Raw genomic sequence first — 17,816 nt, forward strand, 5'->3', positions numbered from 1 at the left:
TTCAGTTTATAATTTGCTTGTATATAGCGCATAAGACGAAATGCTATGTCTTGCAAGGTGGAAGGTGACTCGTTTGTCTATACCGCATTCCTTAGCGATTCGTTTCAGGTAGATATTGGTTTTACTGCAACTTATCATCGGAAATAACCTGCCATCTTTGGCTATTCCACGATACTTTTTGATGAGTTGAAGTGGTATTTCCAATAGAGGGATATGGCAGGGTGCTCCAGTCTTTTTACGATTGAGATGAATCCACCAGACTCTATCTTCAGCTCTGGAAATATTTTTTGCAGTCAAATTACGCATATCGCTGAATGCGATGCCTGTGAATGAGGAAAATAAGAACATATCTCGAATAAAGTTCAAATTCGGGCGAGACAGCTTCGCTTTTATCAAGGTTTGTAATTCATCCGAAGTCAATGACTTGGGAATAGGCTCTTGGGCAATGTACTTGTAGTCAATGAATGGATCGTTGCGAACCAAGCCATTGTTTATCGCTATTTTGATGATTCTCCGCAGATGAACGATTGTATTGATTATTGTTCCACAAGCAAGACCAAGTTCAATACGCAGGTAGTAGTCATAATCGGGAACAAAGGAAGGAGTCAATGCCTGAAAGGGTATGTCGGAAATATTATATTTCTTTCGCATAAAACGTTTCAGATGTCCCAAAGAGGTAAGGAAGCGTTTATACGTTCCTTCTGCACGGTTTATGCCTACATTTTGTAAGAATTTCTCATTATGAGCCTCAAAGTATTTGACAAGGGTATCCTGTTGGGAAGCAATTCCCTGAAAGGTGTTCTTTACTTCCAAGGCGGAAATGTTTTCTTTTTTCACCAGCAAATCCTTGTATGCGGAATGGATGGCGACACAAATCTTGTTTAAGGATGTATTGACAGTAAGGGCGGTTTTACTTTTGCCGGTTGCTCTGCCCGATTTAGTATCCCAAAGGGATACGGGAACATAAACTTTGGTACTGAATTGCACCATTGATTTTTCGATGCGGATACGTCCCAGAATAGGGATTGTTCCGTCTGCTTTCTCCTCATTTCGTTTGAGGTAAAAGCTTACTTTTACTGCTTGCATAATTAACTCTTTTACAGGTTACAAAATTAACTGTTATAGAGCTAATCAACGTTACGCAAAGTATTGTGGATTAATGAATAAGAAACGGATTCCGGGTATAAAACCAAGATAACATAGCCTTGTTTGTCAGAATCGTTCCGAATCGTTTCAGTCAGAAGAAAATTCGTTGGTTGAATGGTTGCCGCAACTGAAAAACAGGTAACGTATTCGTAACGGAAAGTCTTCCTAAGTACACAATATCTTGCTTTTTTACTGCTTGCTGCGGAGGGTAGAATAATGAAGTTATCACCGATGGTTCAGACACTTACGCCGTTTCTCTGTTTCTTGCGTTTTTGGTGCAGAGTTTAGGCACGGAACTCCTGCCGTTTGATGCTCGTTTTTGCTTACTCTCAAAATAGTAAGAAAATGCTAAATGATGATATTTCAAATAGTTACATTCCCTACTTTTCCCTCCGTTTCCCTTAATTCTTAGCTGCTGATTATGCCCGGAAAATGGCACTCGACATGCGCATGATAGACCCGAATTATGAAGACCATCCCGACAACAAGGCGAGCCACTGTGCCAAGATGATCGCGGAATATTACCAAAAATACGACGCGCAAAAGGGAACGCAGTTCGTTTTCTCGGACTTGGGGACATATCAGCCGGGCGATGGGTGGAACGTCTATTCGGAAATCAAGCGCAAGCTGACGGAGGACTACGGCATACCGCCAAGCGAGGTGCGCTTCATTCAGGAGTGCAAGACCGACAAGGCGCGGAAGGCGGTGATAGACGCCATGAATGCCGGAACGGTGCGTGTGCTGTTCGGCTCCACCTCCATGCTCGGAACGGGTGTGAATGCGCAGAAAAGGTGTGTGGCAATCCATCATTTGGACACACCGTGGCGGCCATCCGACCTGCAACAGCGTGACGGACGCGGAGTTAGGGCAGGAAATGAGATTGCCAAGCATTTCGCCGGGAACAACGTGGATGTAATCATCTACGCGGTGGAGAAGTCACTGGACAGCTACAAGTTCAACCTCCTGCACTGCAAGCAAACTTTCATCTCGCAGCTCAAAAGCGGTGCTATGGGGGCGCGTACCATCGACGAGGGGGCAATGGACGAGAAATCGGGCATGAACTTCTCGGAGTACATGGCGTTGTTATCCGGCAACACCGACCTTTTGGATAAGGCGAAACTGGAGAAGCGGATCGCATCGCTCGAAGGGGAACGCAAGTCGTTCAACAAGGGCAAGCGTGATTCGGAGTTCAAGCTGGAGTCAAAGACCGGCGAGTTGCGCAACAACACGGCTTTCATAGATGCCATGACGGAGGACTGGAACCGCTTCCTGTCGGTGGTGCAGACCGACAAGGAGGGCAACCGCCTTAATATAATTAAGGTGGACGGTGTGGATTCCGCCGATGAGAAGGTTATCGGAAAGCGTTTGCAGGAGATAGCGAAAAACGCCACTACGGGCGGGCTTTACACGCAGGTCGGAGAGCTTTACGGTTTTCCGATAAAGGTGGTGAGCGAAAGGATACTCAAAGAGGGATTGGAGTTTACCGACAACCGTTTCGTGATAGAGGGAAACTACAAGTACACCTACAACAACGGGCATCTGGCGCTGGCTGACCCGTTGGCTGCCGCCCGCAATTTCCTCAACGCGATTGAGAGGATACCCTCAATCATCGACCAGTATAAGGCGAAGAACGAGGTACTGAAAAGGGAGATACCGCAGTTGCAGGAGATAGCTGGCAAGGTGTGGAAGAAGGAGGACGAGTTGAAGCAGTTGAAGTCCGAACTTGCCGCCCTTGACCGCAAGATACAGCTGGAGCTTGCGCCGCCCACGCCCGAAGTCGCCGAAAAGGAGAACGAGGGGCAACAGGTCAAACCGGAAGCGGAAGATGTGCGGAACAGGCAGGTGCAATATCCCGAAAATGCACCGCCGCAGATACGCAGTCCGGCGGATAGTATCGTTGCCAACCATGTCATAATCGGGCGTCCAGGACTGTATGCCAAGGAGGAAACCCGGTCCAAAGGATTGAAAATATAACCTTAGGAATTTTATCTGAAGTATTAATAAGGGCTATCCCAAAAGGTCTAAAAGTAAATTTTATCCTTTCTGCAAGTATCTGTAGGATGGCAACTGCATTTTTTTCTTTTTGGGCAGCCCTTATTAAAATTTATTCTTATTTTAGGTTATATACATTCATGTTCATTTATGTAAAAAATCCTGCTGACCTTGTTTATGTCTTGTCAGTCACCATTTGCAAAACCATATTTGACCCTCAAAGAGGCTGAATTTGATAAGCAACTTGCTACATACTCATAATAAGGAGCTAAATAGAACACGAATGGGAAATACTCAAATGCCAAACTAAAGAAGATATTGGCCAAAATAAACGTTATACCGAGAGAGAAACTTGATTTTTCAACTTCCTAAAACGGTGTTGTTCAAACATTTCTACTTATTTGTACTTGCCAGTTGAACCTACGCTTCCCTAATAAAATGTCTATGGTAAAAAGTTAAAAAATCCTCCCACTTTTGTTAGATATATTTTTTTGTGTAATTTTGTAATCGTTATGCGGCAGTAATAATATACATATTAATACGAGTTAGTAATCCTGTAGTTCTCACATGCTACGAGGAGGTATTAAAAGGTGCATTTCGACAATGCATCTATTGTAGTATATTATTGCTTAATCCAAATGAATATTATAAATTTAGGAATTCTTGCTCACATTGATGCAGGAAAAACTTCCGTAACCGAGAATCTGCTGTTTGCCAGTGGAGCAACGGAAAAGTGCGGCCGTGTGGATAATGGTGACACCATAACAGACTCTATGGATATAGAGAAACGTAGAGGAATTACTGTTCGGGCTTCTACGACATCTATTATCAGGAATGGTGTGAAATGCAATATCATTGACACTCCGGGACACATGGATTTTATTGCGGAAGTGGAGCGGACATTCAAAATGCTTGATGGAGCAGTCCTCATCTTATCCGCAAAGGAAGGCATACAAGCGCAAACAAAGTTGCTGTTCAATACTTTACAAAAACTGCAAATCCCGACAATTATATTTATCAATAAAATTGACCGTGACGGTGTGAATTTAGAGCGTTTGTATCTGGATATAAAAACAAATCTGTCTCAAGATGTCCTGTTTATGCAAACTATTGTCGATGGATTGGTTTATCCGATTTGCTCCCAAACATATATAAAGGAAGAATACAAAGAATTTGTATGCAACCATGACGACAATATATTAGAACGATATTTGGCGGATAGCGAAATTTCACCGGCTGATTATTGGAATACGATAATCGATCTTGTGGCAAAAGCCAAAGTCTATCCGGTACTACATGGATCAGCAATGTTCAATATCGGTATCAATGAGTTGTTGGACGCCATCTCTTCTTTTATACTTCCTCCAGAATCAGTCTCAAACAGACTTTCAGCTTATCTCTATAAGATAGAGCATGACCCCAAAGGACATAAAAGAAGTTTTCTAAAAATAATTGACGGAAGTCTGAGACTTCGAGACATTGTAAGAATCAACGATTCGGAAAAATTCATCAAGATTAAAAATCTAAAGACTATTTATCAGGGCAGAGAGATAAATGTTGATGAAGTGGGGGCCAATGATATCGCGATTGTAGAAGATATGGAAGATTTTCGAATCGGAGATTATTTAGGTGCTAAACCTTGTTTGATTCAAGGGTTATCTCGTCAGCATCCCGCTCTCAAATCCTCCGTCCGGCCAGACAGGCCCGAAGAGAGAAGCAAGGTGATATCCGCTCTGAATACATTGTGGATTGAAGACCCGTCTTTGTCCTTTTCCATAAACTCATATAGTGATGAATTGGAAATCTCGTTATATGGTTTGACACAAAAGGAAATCATACAGACATTGCTGGAAGAACGATTTTCCGTCAAGGTCCATTTTGATGAGATCAAGACTATCTACAAAGAACGACCTATAAAAAAGGTGAATAAGATTATTCAGATCGAAGTGCCGCCCAACCCTTATTGGGCCACAATAGGGCTGACTATTGAACCCTTACCGTTAGGGACAGGGTTGCAAATCGAAAGTGACATCTCCTATGGTTATCTGAACCATTCTTTTCAAAATGCCGTTTTTGAAGGGATTCGTATGTCTTGCCAATCTGGTTTACATGGATGGGAAGTGACTGATCTGAAAGTAACTTTTACTCAAGCCGAGTATTATAGCCCGGTAAGTACACCTGCTGATTTCAGACAGCTGACCCCTTATGTCTTCAGGCTGGCCTTGCAACAGTCAGGTGTGGACATCCTCGAACCGATGCTCTATTTTGAGTTGCAGATACCCCAATCGGCAAGTTCCAAAGCTATTACAGATTTGCAAAAAATGATGTCTGAGATTGAAGACATCAGTTGCAATAATGAGTGGTGTCATATTAAAGGGAAAGTTCCATTAAATACAAGTAAAGACTACGCCTCAGAAGTAAGTTCATACACTAAGGGCTTAGGCGTTTTTATGGTTAAGCCATGCGGGTATCAAATAACAAAAGGCGATTATTCTGATAATATCCGTATGAACGAAAAAGATAAACTTTTATTCATGTTTCAAAAATCAATGTCATCAAAATAATGGAGCGGTCAGGAAATTTCTATAAGGCAATACGGTTGGGATATATACTTATCTCCATTCTTATCGGATGTATGGCATATAATAGCCTCTATGAATGGCAGGAGATAGAAGCATTAGAACTTGGCAATAAAAAAATAGACGAGCTCCGAAAAGAAATAAACAATATCAATATTCAAATGATAAAATTTTCTCTATTGGGTGAAACAATACTGGAATGGAACGATAAAGATATCGAGCATTACCATGCACGGCGTATGGCAATGGACAGTATGCTCTGCCGTTTCAAGGCCACCTATCCAGCAGAGCGCATCGATAGTGTGCGCAGTCTTTTAGAGGATAAGGAACGACAGATGTTCCAGATAGTCCGGTTAATGGATGAACAACAATCTATTAACAAGAAGATAGCCAATCAAATTCCGGTTATTGTGCAGAAAAGTGTGCAGGAACAGTCCAAAAAGCCAAAACGAAAAGGTTTCTTGAGCATCTTCGGCAAAAAAGAGGGAACGAAGCCAACGACAACAACGACTACGCTCCGTTCATCCAATAGAAACATGGTCAACGAACAGAAAGCGCAGAGCCGTCGATTGTCAGAACAAGCCGATAGTCTTGCTGCCCGTAATGCAGAACTTAACAGACAACTGCAAGGATTGATTTGCCAAATCGAAAAGAAGGTACAATCTGATTTACAAAATAGAGAAAGCGAGATAACAGCCATGCGTAAAAAATCATTTATGCAGATAGGCGGCTTGATGGGATTTGTTCTTTTGCTGTTGGTCATTTCCGATATCATCATACACCGTGATGCAAAGAACATTAAACGATACAAACGCAAGACAACGGATTTGATCGAGCAATTGGAACAGTCCGTGCAACAAAATGAGGTACTCATAACCTCCCGAAAGAAAGCGGTACATACTATTACCCATGAGTTGCGTACACCACTGACGGCAATAACCGGCTATACCGAACTTTTGCGGAAAGAATGCAATAGCGGTAATAATGGGCAATATATCCAAAATATACTGCAATCCTCCGACCGTATGCGGGATATGCTCAACACTTTGCTTGACTTCTTCCGCCTGGACAACGGCAAGGAACAGCCCCGTCTGTCACCCTGCCGGATTTCTGCAATCACGCACACACTTGAAACGGAGTTCATGCCTGTTGCCGTGAACAAAGGGTTGTCCTTGTCCGTGAAGACTGGACACGATGCCATTGTATTGACCGACAAAGAGCGAATAATACAAATCGGGAATAACCTGCTGTCAAACGCTGTCAAGTTCACAGAAGAAGGCGGTGTTTCTTTGATTACTGAATATGACAATGGAGTTCTGACACTGGTCGTTGAAGATACAGGTACAGGCATGACAGAAGAGGAACAGAAACAAGCGTTCGGTGCGTTTGAACGTCTATCAAATGCCGCCGCAAAGGAGGGTTTCGGGCTTGGGCTTGCCATAATGCGTAATATTGTGTCGATGCTTGGCGGAACAATCCGTTTGGACAGCAAGAAAGGGAAAGGCAGTCGTTTCACAGTTGAAATTTCTATGCAGGAAGCTGAAGAACAGCTTGGATATACAAGCAATACACCTGTTTATCATAACAATAAATTCCATGATGTTGTCGCCATTGACAATGATGAGGTATTACTTCTGATGCTGAAAGAGATGTATTCCCAAGAAGGAATACACTGCGACACTTGCACCGATGCTGCGGCACTGATGGAAATGATACGCCAGAAAGAATACAGCCTGTTGCTGACAGACTTGAATATGTCCGGTATAAACGGTTTCGAATTGCTGGAACTATTGCGTTCGTCCAACGTGGGCAATTCACCAACAATCCCGGTGGTTGTGGCAACCGCTTCGGGCAGTTGTAACAAAGGGGAACTATTGGCAAAAGGCTTTGCCGGATGCCTGTTCAAGCCGTTCTCCATATCGGAGTTGATGGAGGTTTCCGACAGGTGTGCCATAAAAGAAACACCGGACGGGAAACCGGATTTTTCAGCCTTGTTGTCCTACGGCAATGAAGCCGTTATGCTGGAAAAGTTGATGACGGAAACCGAAAAGGAGATGCAGACAATACGGGAAGCGGCAACAGAAAAAGACCTGCGAAAGTTAGATTCCCTGACACACCACCTGCGTAGCTCATGGGAGATACTCCGTGCTGACCAACCGTTGAGGGAACTTTACAGATTGCTTCATAGCGATGTAATCCCAGATGAAGAAGTGTTAAGCCATGCCGTGATCGCCGTGTTGAACAAGGGAGCGGAAATAATCCGGTTGGCAGAAGAGGAAAGGAGAAAATACGAAAATGGATAAGACAAAAATAATTGTGGTGGAAGACAACATCGTGTACTGCGAGTTTGTCTGCAACATGCTGTCACGGGAGGGCTACCGTACCGTGAAGGCTTACCACCTGTCAACAGCGAAGAAACATCTGCAACAGGCGACGGATAATGACATCGTGGTTGCCGACCTGCGCCTGCCTGACGGTAACGGCATAGACCTCTTGCGCTGGATGCGAAAGGAGGGAAAGATGCAACCTTTCATTATCATGACAGACTATGCCGAAGTGCATACCGCAGTGGAAAGCATGAAGCTCGGTTCGATAGACTATATCCCCAAACAACTTGTGGAGGATAAACTTGTCCCTCTTCTCCGTTCCATACAGAAAGAACGGCAGGCGGGACAATCCCGTATGCCCGTGTTCGCCCGTGAAGGTTCCGCCTTTCAGAAAATCATGCACCGCATAAGGCTGGTAGCAGCAACCGACATGAGCGTGATGATATTCGGAGAGAACGGCACGGGCAAGGAACATATCGCCCACCACCTGCACGACAAGAGCAAACGTACGGGCAAACCCTTCGTGGCGGTTGACTGCGGTTCACTCTCAAAAGAACTTGCGCCGTCGGCATTCTTCGGACACGTCAAGGGAGCGTTTACAGGTGCGGACAGCACCAAGAAAGGGTATTTCCATGAAGCGGAAGGCGGCACGTTGTTTCTGGACGAGGTGGGAAACCTCGCGTTGGAAACCCAACAGATGTTGCTCCGTGCCATACAAGAGAGGCGGTATCGCCCGGTTGGTGACAAATCGGACAGGAGTTTCAATGTCCGCATCATCGCCGCCACCAACGAGGATTTGGAAGTAGCGGTGAATGAAAAGCGTTTCCGACAGGATTTACTCTACCGCTTGCATGACTTCGTGATAACCGTGCCGCCTTTGCGTGACTGTAAGGAGGACATCATGCCGCTTGCGGAGTTCTTCCGCGAGATAGCCAACAAGGAACTGGAGTGTAATGTGAGCGGTTTCAGTTCCGAAGCCCGAAAAGCGTTACTGACCCACACATGGCCGGGCAACGTGCGGGAACTTCGGCAGAAAGTTATGGGTGCTGTATTGCAGGCGCAGGAAGGTGTTGTCATGAAAGAGCATCTGGAACTTGCCGTGACGAAACCGACCTCTACTGTCAGCTTCGCCTTGCGCAATGACGCGGAGGATAAGGAGCGGATATTGCGTGCGTTGAAACAGGCAAACGGCAACCGGAGTGTCGCCGCCGAACTGCTCGGAATAGGCAGGACAACACTATACAGCAAACTTGAAGAGTATGGACTTAAATATAAATTCAAGCAATCATAGCCTGTAATTCACTGAATTTGGCTATCTTTGCATAACATTTGAGAAAAACGGCGATTGGCAGGAGCTTTTCGCCGCCAACATATAGGATAAGACCGCAAGGCGTTTCAAGCGAAAATCTGGTAAATTGGAACTACGGAGACGATTGCGTGATGCTTATGCTATGCTTACGCATAGCGTGCATTCACGTACTCTCCGTAAAGGCTTTACCAGAGCCATCGCTTGAAGGTAGTGTGAATTGCACGCTACTTTTTTACCCTTGCCTAACGAAAAGAAACGATTATGGGTAAAGTTCAGATTCTCGCTGTACTGACGATGGACGGATGTCTTTCTTCAGAGTTATATGATAAAACACATCAGGATTTGTGCCTTGACCGTTGCGGTCTTGATGAAATCAGGAAGAAAGCCCTTTACCGTGTGACACCGGACTATTCCATTTCAATGCTGCACGAATGGAGAAAAGACGGCACAAACATCCGTTACCTCGCGGAAGCCACACCGGATACGGCAGATTATATAAACGGACTACTGCGTATGCACGCTGTGGATGAAATCATACTATACAACGTTCCTTTCATTTTAGGAAGTGGGCGGCATTTTTTCAAATCGGCTCTGCCAAAGCAACACTGGACGCTTTCCTCTGTGAAAAGCTATCCTAACGGTGTATGCCGAAGTATCTACACCCTTGACAAATAAGCAAGACAGCCAAAATGTACGGCAGTCATACAATTTTGTTTTCGGAAATAGAAGAAATGTTCTGATTATGAACAATTTAATCCCGTATAAATTCATTCCTTTGGAAAAATATTGAATTTTATACCACTGAATTCCAGCACCTTGAAAAAGCCGGTGCCGGATTTTTTGCTTTCTGACACATGTTTTGCCAATTATATTTATGTGCGCACGCAGAAAACAAAGTGTAATTTTCAAAATTGACAGAACCATGAATTATTTCTTGCTGGCGGAAACCGACTTCTTCCGCCTGATAAACGAAGCCGGTGACTGCAATATGGAAACGGCATATACGGCTTTCGCCACCCAAGTGATTGAACTGTGTAACGGCGGCATGGATGCGAACCTTACCATTATCGCGCTTGCTTACATCGAAATCGAGTTGCAGCACCATCCCGTGCGCAATCTATCAGAAGAAAGAAAAGAGATTGCCGCCTACATCAGCAAGGCCCTGTCTTTCATCAGGAAGATGCAAAAATTCCTTGCCACGCCCCAAGTGCCGCCACTAATATCCGCCAACAACGCAACTGAAAACACCGCCAGCCTCCTGCAATGGACGGGCAACGCCATAGACCTCGTGGAGCTTATCTACGGCATCGACGAGATGGGTTGTATCAACAACGGCAATATGCCGCTCAAACAGCTTGCCCCGCTTCTTTACAAGATATTCGGGGTTGAGTCGAAGGACTGCTACCGCTTCTACACCGATATCAAACGCCGGAAGAACGAAAGCCGCACCTACTTCCTTGACAGGATGCAGGAGAAACTGAATGAGAGGATGATGCGCGATGAGGAACTGGAAATAAAAAGACGGTAAGTATTTCTATACCTTTTCATCGTTTGAATGAAAAATCGGCTTATTTTTTGTCGTTACATAAAAAAGTCTTATCTTTGCATCTACAATTAAGAAGACATGCGGTTCTGACCGTGTTCAACGATAACAGTACCCGTTTGGCATACCGTAAGATCTGCCGGCGGGTCATTCTTTTTTATAACGGTATGGCAAATAAGGAATCACGTTCCATTGATGAACAAATAGAACTGCTCAAACAAAGAGGAATGCTTGTCGGCGATGAAGGTTTCGCTGCCCGACATTTGGCTCATATCAGCTACTATCGTTTGAAGGGATATTGGTGGGACATGCAGTCCGATAGAGCCAATCATCTGTTTCAGCCGGATTCCAAACTGGAAGATGTAATCACACGCTATTATTTCGACAAGGAACTGCGCCTTATTTTATTTGATGCCATCGAAACAATAGAAATCACGCTACGCACAAAGATGATTTATCATCTTTCACAATCCTACGGAGGGCTGTGGTATCGTGACCCGAGATTGTTTGCTGATGTCGCTTTTCACACACAGCACCTCAAAGAACTGATAGAAGAATTCTTACGGAGCAATGAGATTTTTGTGAAAGACTACAGGCGCAAGCACCTTGTGACTGATGCAAGCGGTGAAAAGACGCTTGACGAACACCCGGATGCGTGGATTATATTTGAAGTGGCCACATTCGGCACACTTTCCAAGATATACAAGAACCTTAACCACCAACTGCCCGAAAAATCAGCAATAGCCAATGATATGGGGCTGAATCTACACAATGAACTTTCGGGATGGCTTGAAGCCATTTCATATATGCGCAACATAATCGCGCACCATTCCAGAATATGGAGTCGGAACATGGTCAAACGGCCTTGTGAAATTCATAATCCGCGAATGACATGGCTTTCCCGTCCATTGACCGAGGTACAGCAGAAAAAACCGTTCTATGTGATTACGGCAATGTTATATCTCTGCAATGCCATAGACGAGGGGCATACGTTCAAAGAGAAACTGCTGGCATTGTTTGAGGAGTATGCGGATGTGCCCATCTACAAGATAGGCTTCTTCAACCGCTGGAAAGAAGAGCCGATTTGGAAATGAAAAAAGTGCCTGTTTACAGGTGCGGAAAAACAAAAAGAGAAGCAATACAATAAACCTCCTGGGCGCATCGTAAGACAGCATACTTGGGAGGCGTTCTTCATTTTAAGAGGTGACGGAGATATTTTCCGCCACCTCTGTTTTTTTATTTCTACTGCAACAGGTGCTTCAGGTTGTCATCGCCTGCGATGCGTTCCAGTTCATCCTGCACAATCTGCTTCACCTCTTCCTTGATGCGCCGGTAGTTCGCCTGCACCGTATCCTTCATGCGGTCGTTTCCGTCCTCGTCCGTGAAATCGGTAATGACAGGTATTTTCTTGTAGGCACTTTCCTCCCGCTTCACCTTCTCGGCATCCACCACAATCTCGCAGTGGAAAATCTTCTGCTCGATGCGCTCGTTGAAGTTGTCGGACACCGAACCGACAAACATACCCTGCGTAAGCCCGGAAATCTTGCTCGGCGGGATAAGCGCGTCCATCTGCGTGTTGATGGAGGTGGAAACATCCTGCCGGTTGATGGAGATAGACTGCCGTTTCTGCAACACCTTCCCGAACCGCTCCGATAGTGTCTTTGCCGTTTCTCCTACCACCTGCCCGGAGAAAATGTTACCGACCGTATTCATCACGACTTTTGCTTCCTTATCGCCGTAGTCGCGCACTAACTGGCTGAAATCCTGAAAGCCCAGACACACGGCAACCTTGTTGCTTCGGGCGGTAGCTATAAGATTGTCCAACCCTTTGAAGTATATCGTGGGCAGCTCGTCGATGATGACCGACGACTTCAGCATCCCCTTCTTGTTGATGAGTTTCACGATACGGGAGTTATACAGACCGAGAGCCGCCCCGTAAATGTTCTGACGGTCGGGATTGTTGCCCACGCATAGGATTTTCGGCTCTTCGGGATTGTTGATGTCCAGCGTAAATTCGCTGTCCGACATCACCCAGTAGAGCTGCGGGGAAATCATCCTCGAAAGCGGAATTTTTGCCGACGCTATCTGCCCCATGAGCTGCTCCGCAGCCCCTCCGAGCCAAGCATCCATGAACGGGGAAAGGTAATTCTCCAGTTCGGGATAGGAAGTCAGTATCGGAAAAATATCCTCGTAACGGCGGTTCAAAAACTCGATGGCATGGGGAAACGTGCAGTATTTCCCGTTCTGATAGATTTTGAGATACCAGATAATACTGGCAAACAGAATGATAGGTGACTCCACGAAGAAGTCGCCCTGCTTTTGCACCCACGTTTTATTGAGGTTGAGCATTATCGTGTAGGCACTCTCGTAAGCGTCCGTAATATCCTCCATGAAATCCGGGTGTATGGGATTGCAACGGTGTGAGCGTCGCGGGTCGTCGAAATTGATCACATAGAATTTCGGCTTCACCTTGTAGCCCTCCGGGTGGTTCAGCAAATGGTTGTAGGCTATGGTGGACAAGTCACTGAATTTGAAGTCGTACACATACATTGAGAAGCCCTTTTCAATCTGTTGCTTGATAAAGCTGTTCACCACTGCGTAGGATTTGCCGCTGCCCGGCGTACCCAACACGATGGACGCACGGAAGGGATTCACCACATTGATCCAGCCGTTGTTCCAACGCTTTTTGTAATAGAAGCGTGTGGGCAGATTGACCGAATACTCGCTTTCGATGAGCCTTGTTTCCTGCATGAAACTCTCGTTCTCATTGTTGAAAACATCCTCCATCAGATTGTGTTTCAACAGACGGCTCATCCACAGACCGCCCATCAAAAGGCAGACATAGCCTGTACCGATGGTAATGATATACAGCCCCGTCACCGCTTCGACCGGCAACGGCAGAGCCAGTATCCACCAGTTCAGGAAAAACAGCACGGACCCGATGGCGAGTGCCGTCCATATTTTTCTCCAAGTGATTTTCTCTCCCTTGACACCCTTCGTACCCAGACAGGACAGGGCAAGCAGCAGGACGGCAAACAGCTTCGTGTACAGTATGGAATGGAACAGCCCCGCCGTGCGGTCGAAGTTCATCAGGATTTTGTCCACCACACCGATGTTCACGCCCCACAGCCGGATGGCTTCGTAGCAGAACCAGTACACGTTCATGACCACTAAAATGATACTCACGGCACGCAGAAAATCCATGATTTTCGCCAATGCCCTCAAATCGTCTTCTTGTTGTGACATACATTGATTTTTTAATTGTTGATACTCCGATTACATACCCAAGCCCTTGCGCTTTTTCTTCTTTTTGCGCTTCATCGCCCGGATGAAAGCCTCTTCCTCGGCATCTACCGCCGGACCTTCGGGAGTGAGCAAGCCCATTCCGCCCGATACGTCTTCACGGTCGTATGCGGTCTGCCCGTGCGCCTTGTCCGCAGCATCCACAGGGATGGATAGCGGTATCGGCGGCTGTCCTGCGTATGGCAGGGTAAAATGTTCCTGCAAGGCATTCGCCGAAAGCTCCTTGCCCATGCGTGAGCCGTTCAGCACGCACCCCGTGCGGTGGTCGATGAAAGTAGCCCCGTAGATGCGCCCTTCCTCCGTATGGCGCAACACGGTGTCGATGCCTTTCTCTTTGAGCAGGGACACAAACCTGTCCTTGTCATAAGTGCCTTGCAGCACGGAAAGGACGGTGCGTTTCGTCATGTCGGCGAGTTTCCTGTCCTTAATCTCAAGCTTGGAACGGGCAAACTTATTCTGCACGGCTTCATAGCCTGCGGACTTCCCGAAAAGCGAGGACTTGAACGGGTTGCCGACCTTGTTGCCCTTGTCGTCCGTGACGGAATAGACCAGCCCGTGATATTCCCGTCCGCGCACGTTACCCCTCGCTTCCTCCACCGTCATATTATATAAGGAAAGGAGCGCACGGTATTCGCCCATCGTCTGGAAACGGTACTGCCCGTTCAGAGCCTTCAGGGTATTGCCTACCTGCTTCTTCACATCGCCTGCCGATACGTCCACTTTACATAGCGGCGTGTCAAGACGGCGGTTCCTGCGCTCCGCATCGTGCAGCCCGTATTTCCTTTCAAGCTCACGAGTAATCTGCTTGCTGCGGTAGTAGTTGTTCTTGTCGCTGATACATTTCCCGTTCTCATCCACCCGCACCGTCACAATGTGCAGATGGTGACGGTCGATGTCCTCGTGCTTGAATACAAGATAAGGCTGGTTGCCAAAACCGAGCTTTTCCAGATACTCGCGGGCGATGTCCTGCAATTCCGCATCGGTCAGCACATCCTCCGGGTGCGGGTTGAGCGAGATATGCACCACCGGTTTCTCCACTTTCATCTGCGGTGGCAGGAAGGTGTGGAAGCCCTCCATCGCCTTGCCGATGTCCACCTTCCCCGAACCGTCATTATAGATGCGGTTGGTGGTGAGAAGCCGCCCCTGTGCCTCGTTAATCTTCTCCCCGTTGTAGGCAATCGCGCCGTACAACGAGCTGCCTACACTGATTTTTGCGACCATTTCGCCTCCATTTGAGTTTCACTCTTCTTCAAACGCGACTCGGCAGAGTCCAAACAAGTTTGGCTCTGCTCTCGCTGCTCTTTCAGCTCCCTTGACAGTTCCACAATCTGACGGCTCAGTTTCACGAGTTCGACGGTGTGTTGCTCCAATTTATAGAGCAACGCCATCGCCTTTTTCTCTGAAAAATGCAGCCTCAGTTCCTTCACGACTTGGTTGTAATTCGTACCTACGGCGCGGAACTGCGCATGAAAATCCGACAGCTTGGTGTAATAGTCCACCAACGTCTTGTCCACCTTCAGCACCTTGAACGGCTGTCCGAAGAAGTGCGCTTTGAGGAAAACCGACCGCGCATAGACACCCGATTTTCCGAACATGGCGAGGAAACGGTTGTGTTCCTCCTCGTTGAAACGGACGGTGTACCGGTACACCGCCGGATCAAGTTTGGGATTTCTCCCTGCTTTGCTTTTCCTTTTCTCTTTCATATTACTTTGGATTTAGCGGATTGACGGCATAAGCCGCCGCTTCGGGTCACGGCACCGCAGTTCTGAAAGGCTTCCCGACTTCGGAGGGAAAGCCCGCCCCCTGCAAGGGCAAGGCGTTTTCCGGGATGCTCAAAATATTTTGAGCGGCTGAAAACATACCTTGCTATGTTCAGGTGAACATAAAAATCCGTCAGGGGACGGATTGGGAAAATACCTTTCAGGACTCCGGGCCGCGCGCCATCGGCGAACCCTGCCGTCCGGGTGCAAAGTTACGCTCTTAAAGCGGTAACGAACAGATACTTGACCCGGCCAATGGCTGCCAACCGGCGCAACATGCCGCCACTTGCTTGGGAAGTGATACAAGTTCAAAAATATACTTGTTTATTTGCAGCATGATTCAAGAAACTAACGGTTTGAAGATATGAGGAAAGGAATATTCAAATACCCGGACAACCGCTTCGGCGGACACTTGCCGAAACGGATACCCGAACCGTCGGAAACCCGGTTGTCCGACAATTCGGTGACGCATGGATTCAATGACTTCATGACGCAGTGTCGTCATTCATCACTTGTCCGCCGCACCGCTTCACCGCAGAACCGGATACGCGGTGACCCGCCCGTGTGCCTGTTCACGGAAACGGATAATGCGGTAATTCAATTCGCATGTAAACAGAAAACAAAATCATCAACAATTAAACTGAATAGAACCATGAGTAAGGAAATCTTCGTTGCATTCGCAACACAGAAAGGTGGCATCGGCAAATCCACCGTCACGGCACTCGCCGCCAGCTACCTGCACAACGTGAAAGGCTACAATGTCGCCGTCGTGGACTGCGACGACCCGCAGCACAGCATCCACGGCCTGCGCGAACATGAGACGGCACTCATCGGCAGGAGCATCTACTTCAAGGCTCTCGCGTGCGACCATTTCCGCAAGATAAAGAAGAACGCCTATCCGGTCATCAAGAGCAACGCGGTGAACGCCCTCGACGATGCGGAAAGGATGATCGCCGCCGAGGTCGTGAAGCCCGACGTGGTTTTCTTCGACATGCCGGGGACACTCCGGAGCAACGGCGTGATAAAGACGCTCTCGCAGATGGACTACATCTTCACGCCCCTGAGTGCCGACCGCTTTGTCGTGGAAAGTACCCTGAAATTCGTCACGATGTTCCGCGACAGGCTGATGACAACCGGGCAAGCGAAAACAAAGGGGCTGCATCTGTTCTGGACGATGGTGGACGGCAGGGAGAGGAACGACCTGTACGGCATCTACGAGGAAGTGATAGCCGAAATGGGCTTCCCGGTGCTTTCCACCCGCCTGCCCGACAGCAAGAAGTTCCGCCGCGACCTTTCGGAAGAGCGCAAGAGCGTTTTCCGCTCCACCATCTTCCCGATGGACACGGCACTGCTGAAAGGGAGCGGCATCCGTGAGTTTTCCGAAGAGATAAGCGACATCATCAGACCGCAGTGAGCATGGGCAGCAGGAAAGTAAACACGGAAGGCATCGACGAGGAACTGCTGTTGGCATCTATCGGGCGGCGCACACAGGACGGGACACTACGCCCGGCGCAGGAAGACCCCGCAGCCGTACCGACCGGAGAGGACACCGCCGCACCGGAGCCGCCACCGGCTCAACCCGTGACACGGGAGAGAGCGCAGAGGGAAGGCGGCCGCCGGAAAAGGCAGGACGAGGACTATAACGAGCTGTTCCTGCGCCGCAACGAGATAAAGACCCGCCAGTGTGTCTATATCAGCCGCGACGTACACGGCAAGATCCTCAAAATCGTGAACGACATCGCCGGAGGGGAAATCTCTGTGGGCGGCTATGTGGATACCGTGCTGCGCCAGCATCTGGAACAGCACAAGGAGAGAATCAACGAACTGTACAAGAAACAACGTGAAGATCTGATTTGA

Annotated in this window: 12 protein-coding genes and 1 pseudogene; 9 read left to right on the forward strand and 4 right to left on the reverse strand. The window is 47.4% G+C overall.

What is annotated here, in order from left to right:
• Positions 1-6: 6 nt before the first annotated feature.
• The gene (locus VYJ22_RS06530) at positions 7-1,086 is read right to left on the reverse strand and encodes a site-specific integrase (RefSeq protein WP_329903114.1); all 1,080 of its coding nucleotides are present in this window, start codon (positions 1,084-1,086) and stop codon (positions 7-9) included.
• 468 nt (positions 1,087-1,554) lie between these two features.
• Here VYJ22_RS06530 and VYJ22_RS06535 point away from each other — a divergent pair.
• From VYJ22_RS06535 to VYJ22_RS06565, 7 genes and pseudogenes are all read left to right on the forward strand, one after another.
• Positions 1,555-3,120: pseudogene (locus tag VYJ22_RS06535) on the forward strand (helicase-related protein); the annotation flags it as partial.
• A 656-nt stretch (positions 3,121-3,776) separates the two neighbouring features.
• Positions 3,777-5,702 (forward strand): tetracycline resistance ribosomal protection protein Tet(Q), encoded by a 1,926-nt coding sequence (tet(Q), locus tag VYJ22_RS06540; protein WP_004371707.1) that lies wholly within the window; start codon positions 3,777-3,779, stop codon positions 5,700-5,702.
• Positions 5,702-8,020: a hybrid sensor histidine kinase/response regulator gene (locus tag VYJ22_RS06545; RefSeq protein ID WP_004371708.1), complete on the forward strand. Its 2,319-nt coding sequence runs from the start codon at positions 5,702-5,704 to the stop codon at positions 8,018-8,020. Before tet(Q) ends, VYJ22_RS06545 begins: the two co-directional genes overlap by 1 nt.
• Positions 8,013-9,335: a sigma-54-dependent transcriptional regulator gene (locus tag VYJ22_RS06550; protein ID WP_004371709.1), complete on the forward strand. Its 1,323-nt coding sequence runs from the start codon at positions 8,013-8,015 to the stop codon at positions 9,333-9,335. Before VYJ22_RS06545 ends, VYJ22_RS06550 begins: the two co-directional genes overlap by 8 nt.
• Before the next feature lie 279 nt (positions 9,336-9,614).
• A complete protein-coding gene (locus VYJ22_RS06555; protein ID WP_004371710.1) occupies positions 9,615-10,028 on the forward strand; it encodes a dihydrofolate reductase family protein in 414 nt (137 codons plus the stop codon).
• A 247-nt stretch (positions 10,029-10,275) separates the two neighbouring features.
• Complete coding sequence (locus tag VYJ22_RS06560) at positions 10,276-10,881, forward strand: RteC domain-containing protein (protein ID WP_008125994.1); 606 nt, start codon at positions 10,276-10,278, stop codon at positions 10,879-10,881.
• A gap of 182 nt (positions 10,882-11,063) precedes the next feature.
• Positions 11,064-11,990, forward strand: a complete 927-nt coding sequence (locus VYJ22_RS06565; protein WP_004371713.1) for an Abi family protein — start codon at positions 11,064-11,066, stop codon at positions 11,988-11,990.
• 148 nt (positions 11,991-12,138) lie between these two features.
• Here the strand turns inward: VYJ22_RS06565 and mobC are convergent, their stop codons facing one another.
• Genes mobC through mobA form a run of 3 tightly spaced genes read right to left on the reverse strand, consistent with a single transcriptional unit; the run spans position 12,139 to position 15,902 of the window.
• Positions 12,139-14,142: a conjugal transfer protein MobC gene (mobC, locus tag VYJ22_RS06570; RefSeq protein WP_004371714.1), complete on the reverse strand. Its 2,004-nt coding sequence runs from the start codon at positions 14,140-14,142 to the stop codon at positions 12,139-12,141.
• A 30-nt stretch (positions 14,143-14,172) separates the two neighbouring features.
• Positions 14,173-15,420: a conjugal transfer protein MobB gene (gene mobB, locus VYJ22_RS06575; RefSeq protein WP_008125997.1), complete on the reverse strand. Its 1,248-nt coding sequence runs from the start codon at positions 15,418-15,420 to the stop codon at positions 14,173-14,175.
• Positions 15,399-15,902, reverse strand: a complete 504-nt coding sequence (gene mobA, locus VYJ22_RS06580) for a conjugal transfer protein MobA (protein ID WP_004371716.1) — start codon at positions 15,900-15,902, stop codon at positions 15,399-15,401. The genes mobB and mobA overlap by 22 nt, the downstream gene beginning before the upstream one ends.
• Before the next feature lie 421 nt (positions 15,903-16,323).
• On the opposite strand from mobA, the gene VYJ22_RS06585 reads away from it, so the two are divergent.
• Positions 16,324-17,373: a ParA family protein gene (locus tag VYJ22_RS06585; protein ID WP_081040383.1), complete on the forward strand. Its 1,050-nt coding sequence runs from the start codon at positions 16,324-16,326 to the stop codon at positions 17,371-17,373.
• Between the two features lie 2 nt (positions 17,374-17,375).
• Positions 17,376-17,816, forward strand: coding sequence for a DUF3408 domain-containing protein (locus VYJ22_RS06590; protein ID WP_004371718.1), 441 nt, complete (start codon positions 17,376-17,378; stop codon positions 17,814-17,816).

The organism is Porphyromonas pogonae (assembly GCF_036320655.1).
GTDB lineage: Bacteria > Bacteroidota > Bacteroidia > Bacteroidales > Porphyromonadaceae > Porphyromonas > Porphyromonas pogonae.

What these genes read in the sequence shown, in the direction of transcription:
- VYJ22_RS06530 (WP_329903114.1), bottom strand. Translation starts at nt 1,086, where the DNA reads ATGCAAGCAGTAAAAGTAAGCTTTTACCTCAAACGAAATGAGGAGAAA.
- VYJ22_RS06545 (WP_004371708.1), top strand. Translation starts at nt 5,702, where the DNA reads ATGGAGCGGTCAGGAAATTTCTATAAGGCAATACGGTTGGGATATATA.
- VYJ22_RS06550 (WP_004371709.1), top strand. Translation starts at nt 8,013, where the DNA reads ATGGATAAGACAAAAATAATTGTGGTGGAAGACAACATCGTGTACTGC.
- VYJ22_RS06555 (WP_004371710.1), top strand. Translation starts at nt 9,615, where the DNA reads ATGGGTAAAGTTCAGATTCTCGCTGTACTGACGATGGACGGATGTCTT.
- VYJ22_RS06560 (WP_008125994.1), top strand. Translation starts at nt 10,276, where the DNA reads ATGAATTATTTCTTGCTGGCGGAAACCGACTTCTTCCGCCTGATAAAC.
- VYJ22_RS06565 (WP_004371713.1), top strand. Translation starts at nt 11,064, where the DNA reads ATGGCAAATAAGGAATCACGTTCCATTGATGAACAAATAGAACTGCTC.
- mobC (WP_004371714.1), bottom strand. Translation starts at nt 14,142, where the DNA reads ATGTCACAACAAGAAGACGATTTGAGGGCATTGGCGAAAATCATGGAT.
- mobB (WP_008125997.1), bottom strand. Translation starts at nt 15,420, where the DNA reads ATGGTCGCAAAAATCAGTGTAGGCAGCTCGTTGTACGGCGCGATTGCC.
- mobA (WP_004371716.1), bottom strand. Translation starts at nt 15,902, where the DNA reads ATGAAAGAGAAAAGGAAAAGCAAAGCAGGGAGAAATCCCAAACTTGAT.
- VYJ22_RS06585 (WP_081040383.1), top strand. Translation starts at nt 16,324, where the DNA reads ATGAGGAAAGGAATATTCAAATACCCGGACAACCGCTTCGGCGGACAC.
- VYJ22_RS06590 (WP_004371718.1), top strand. Translation starts at nt 17,376, where the DNA reads ATGGGCAGCAGGAAAGTAAACACGGAAGGCATCGACGAGGAACTGCTG.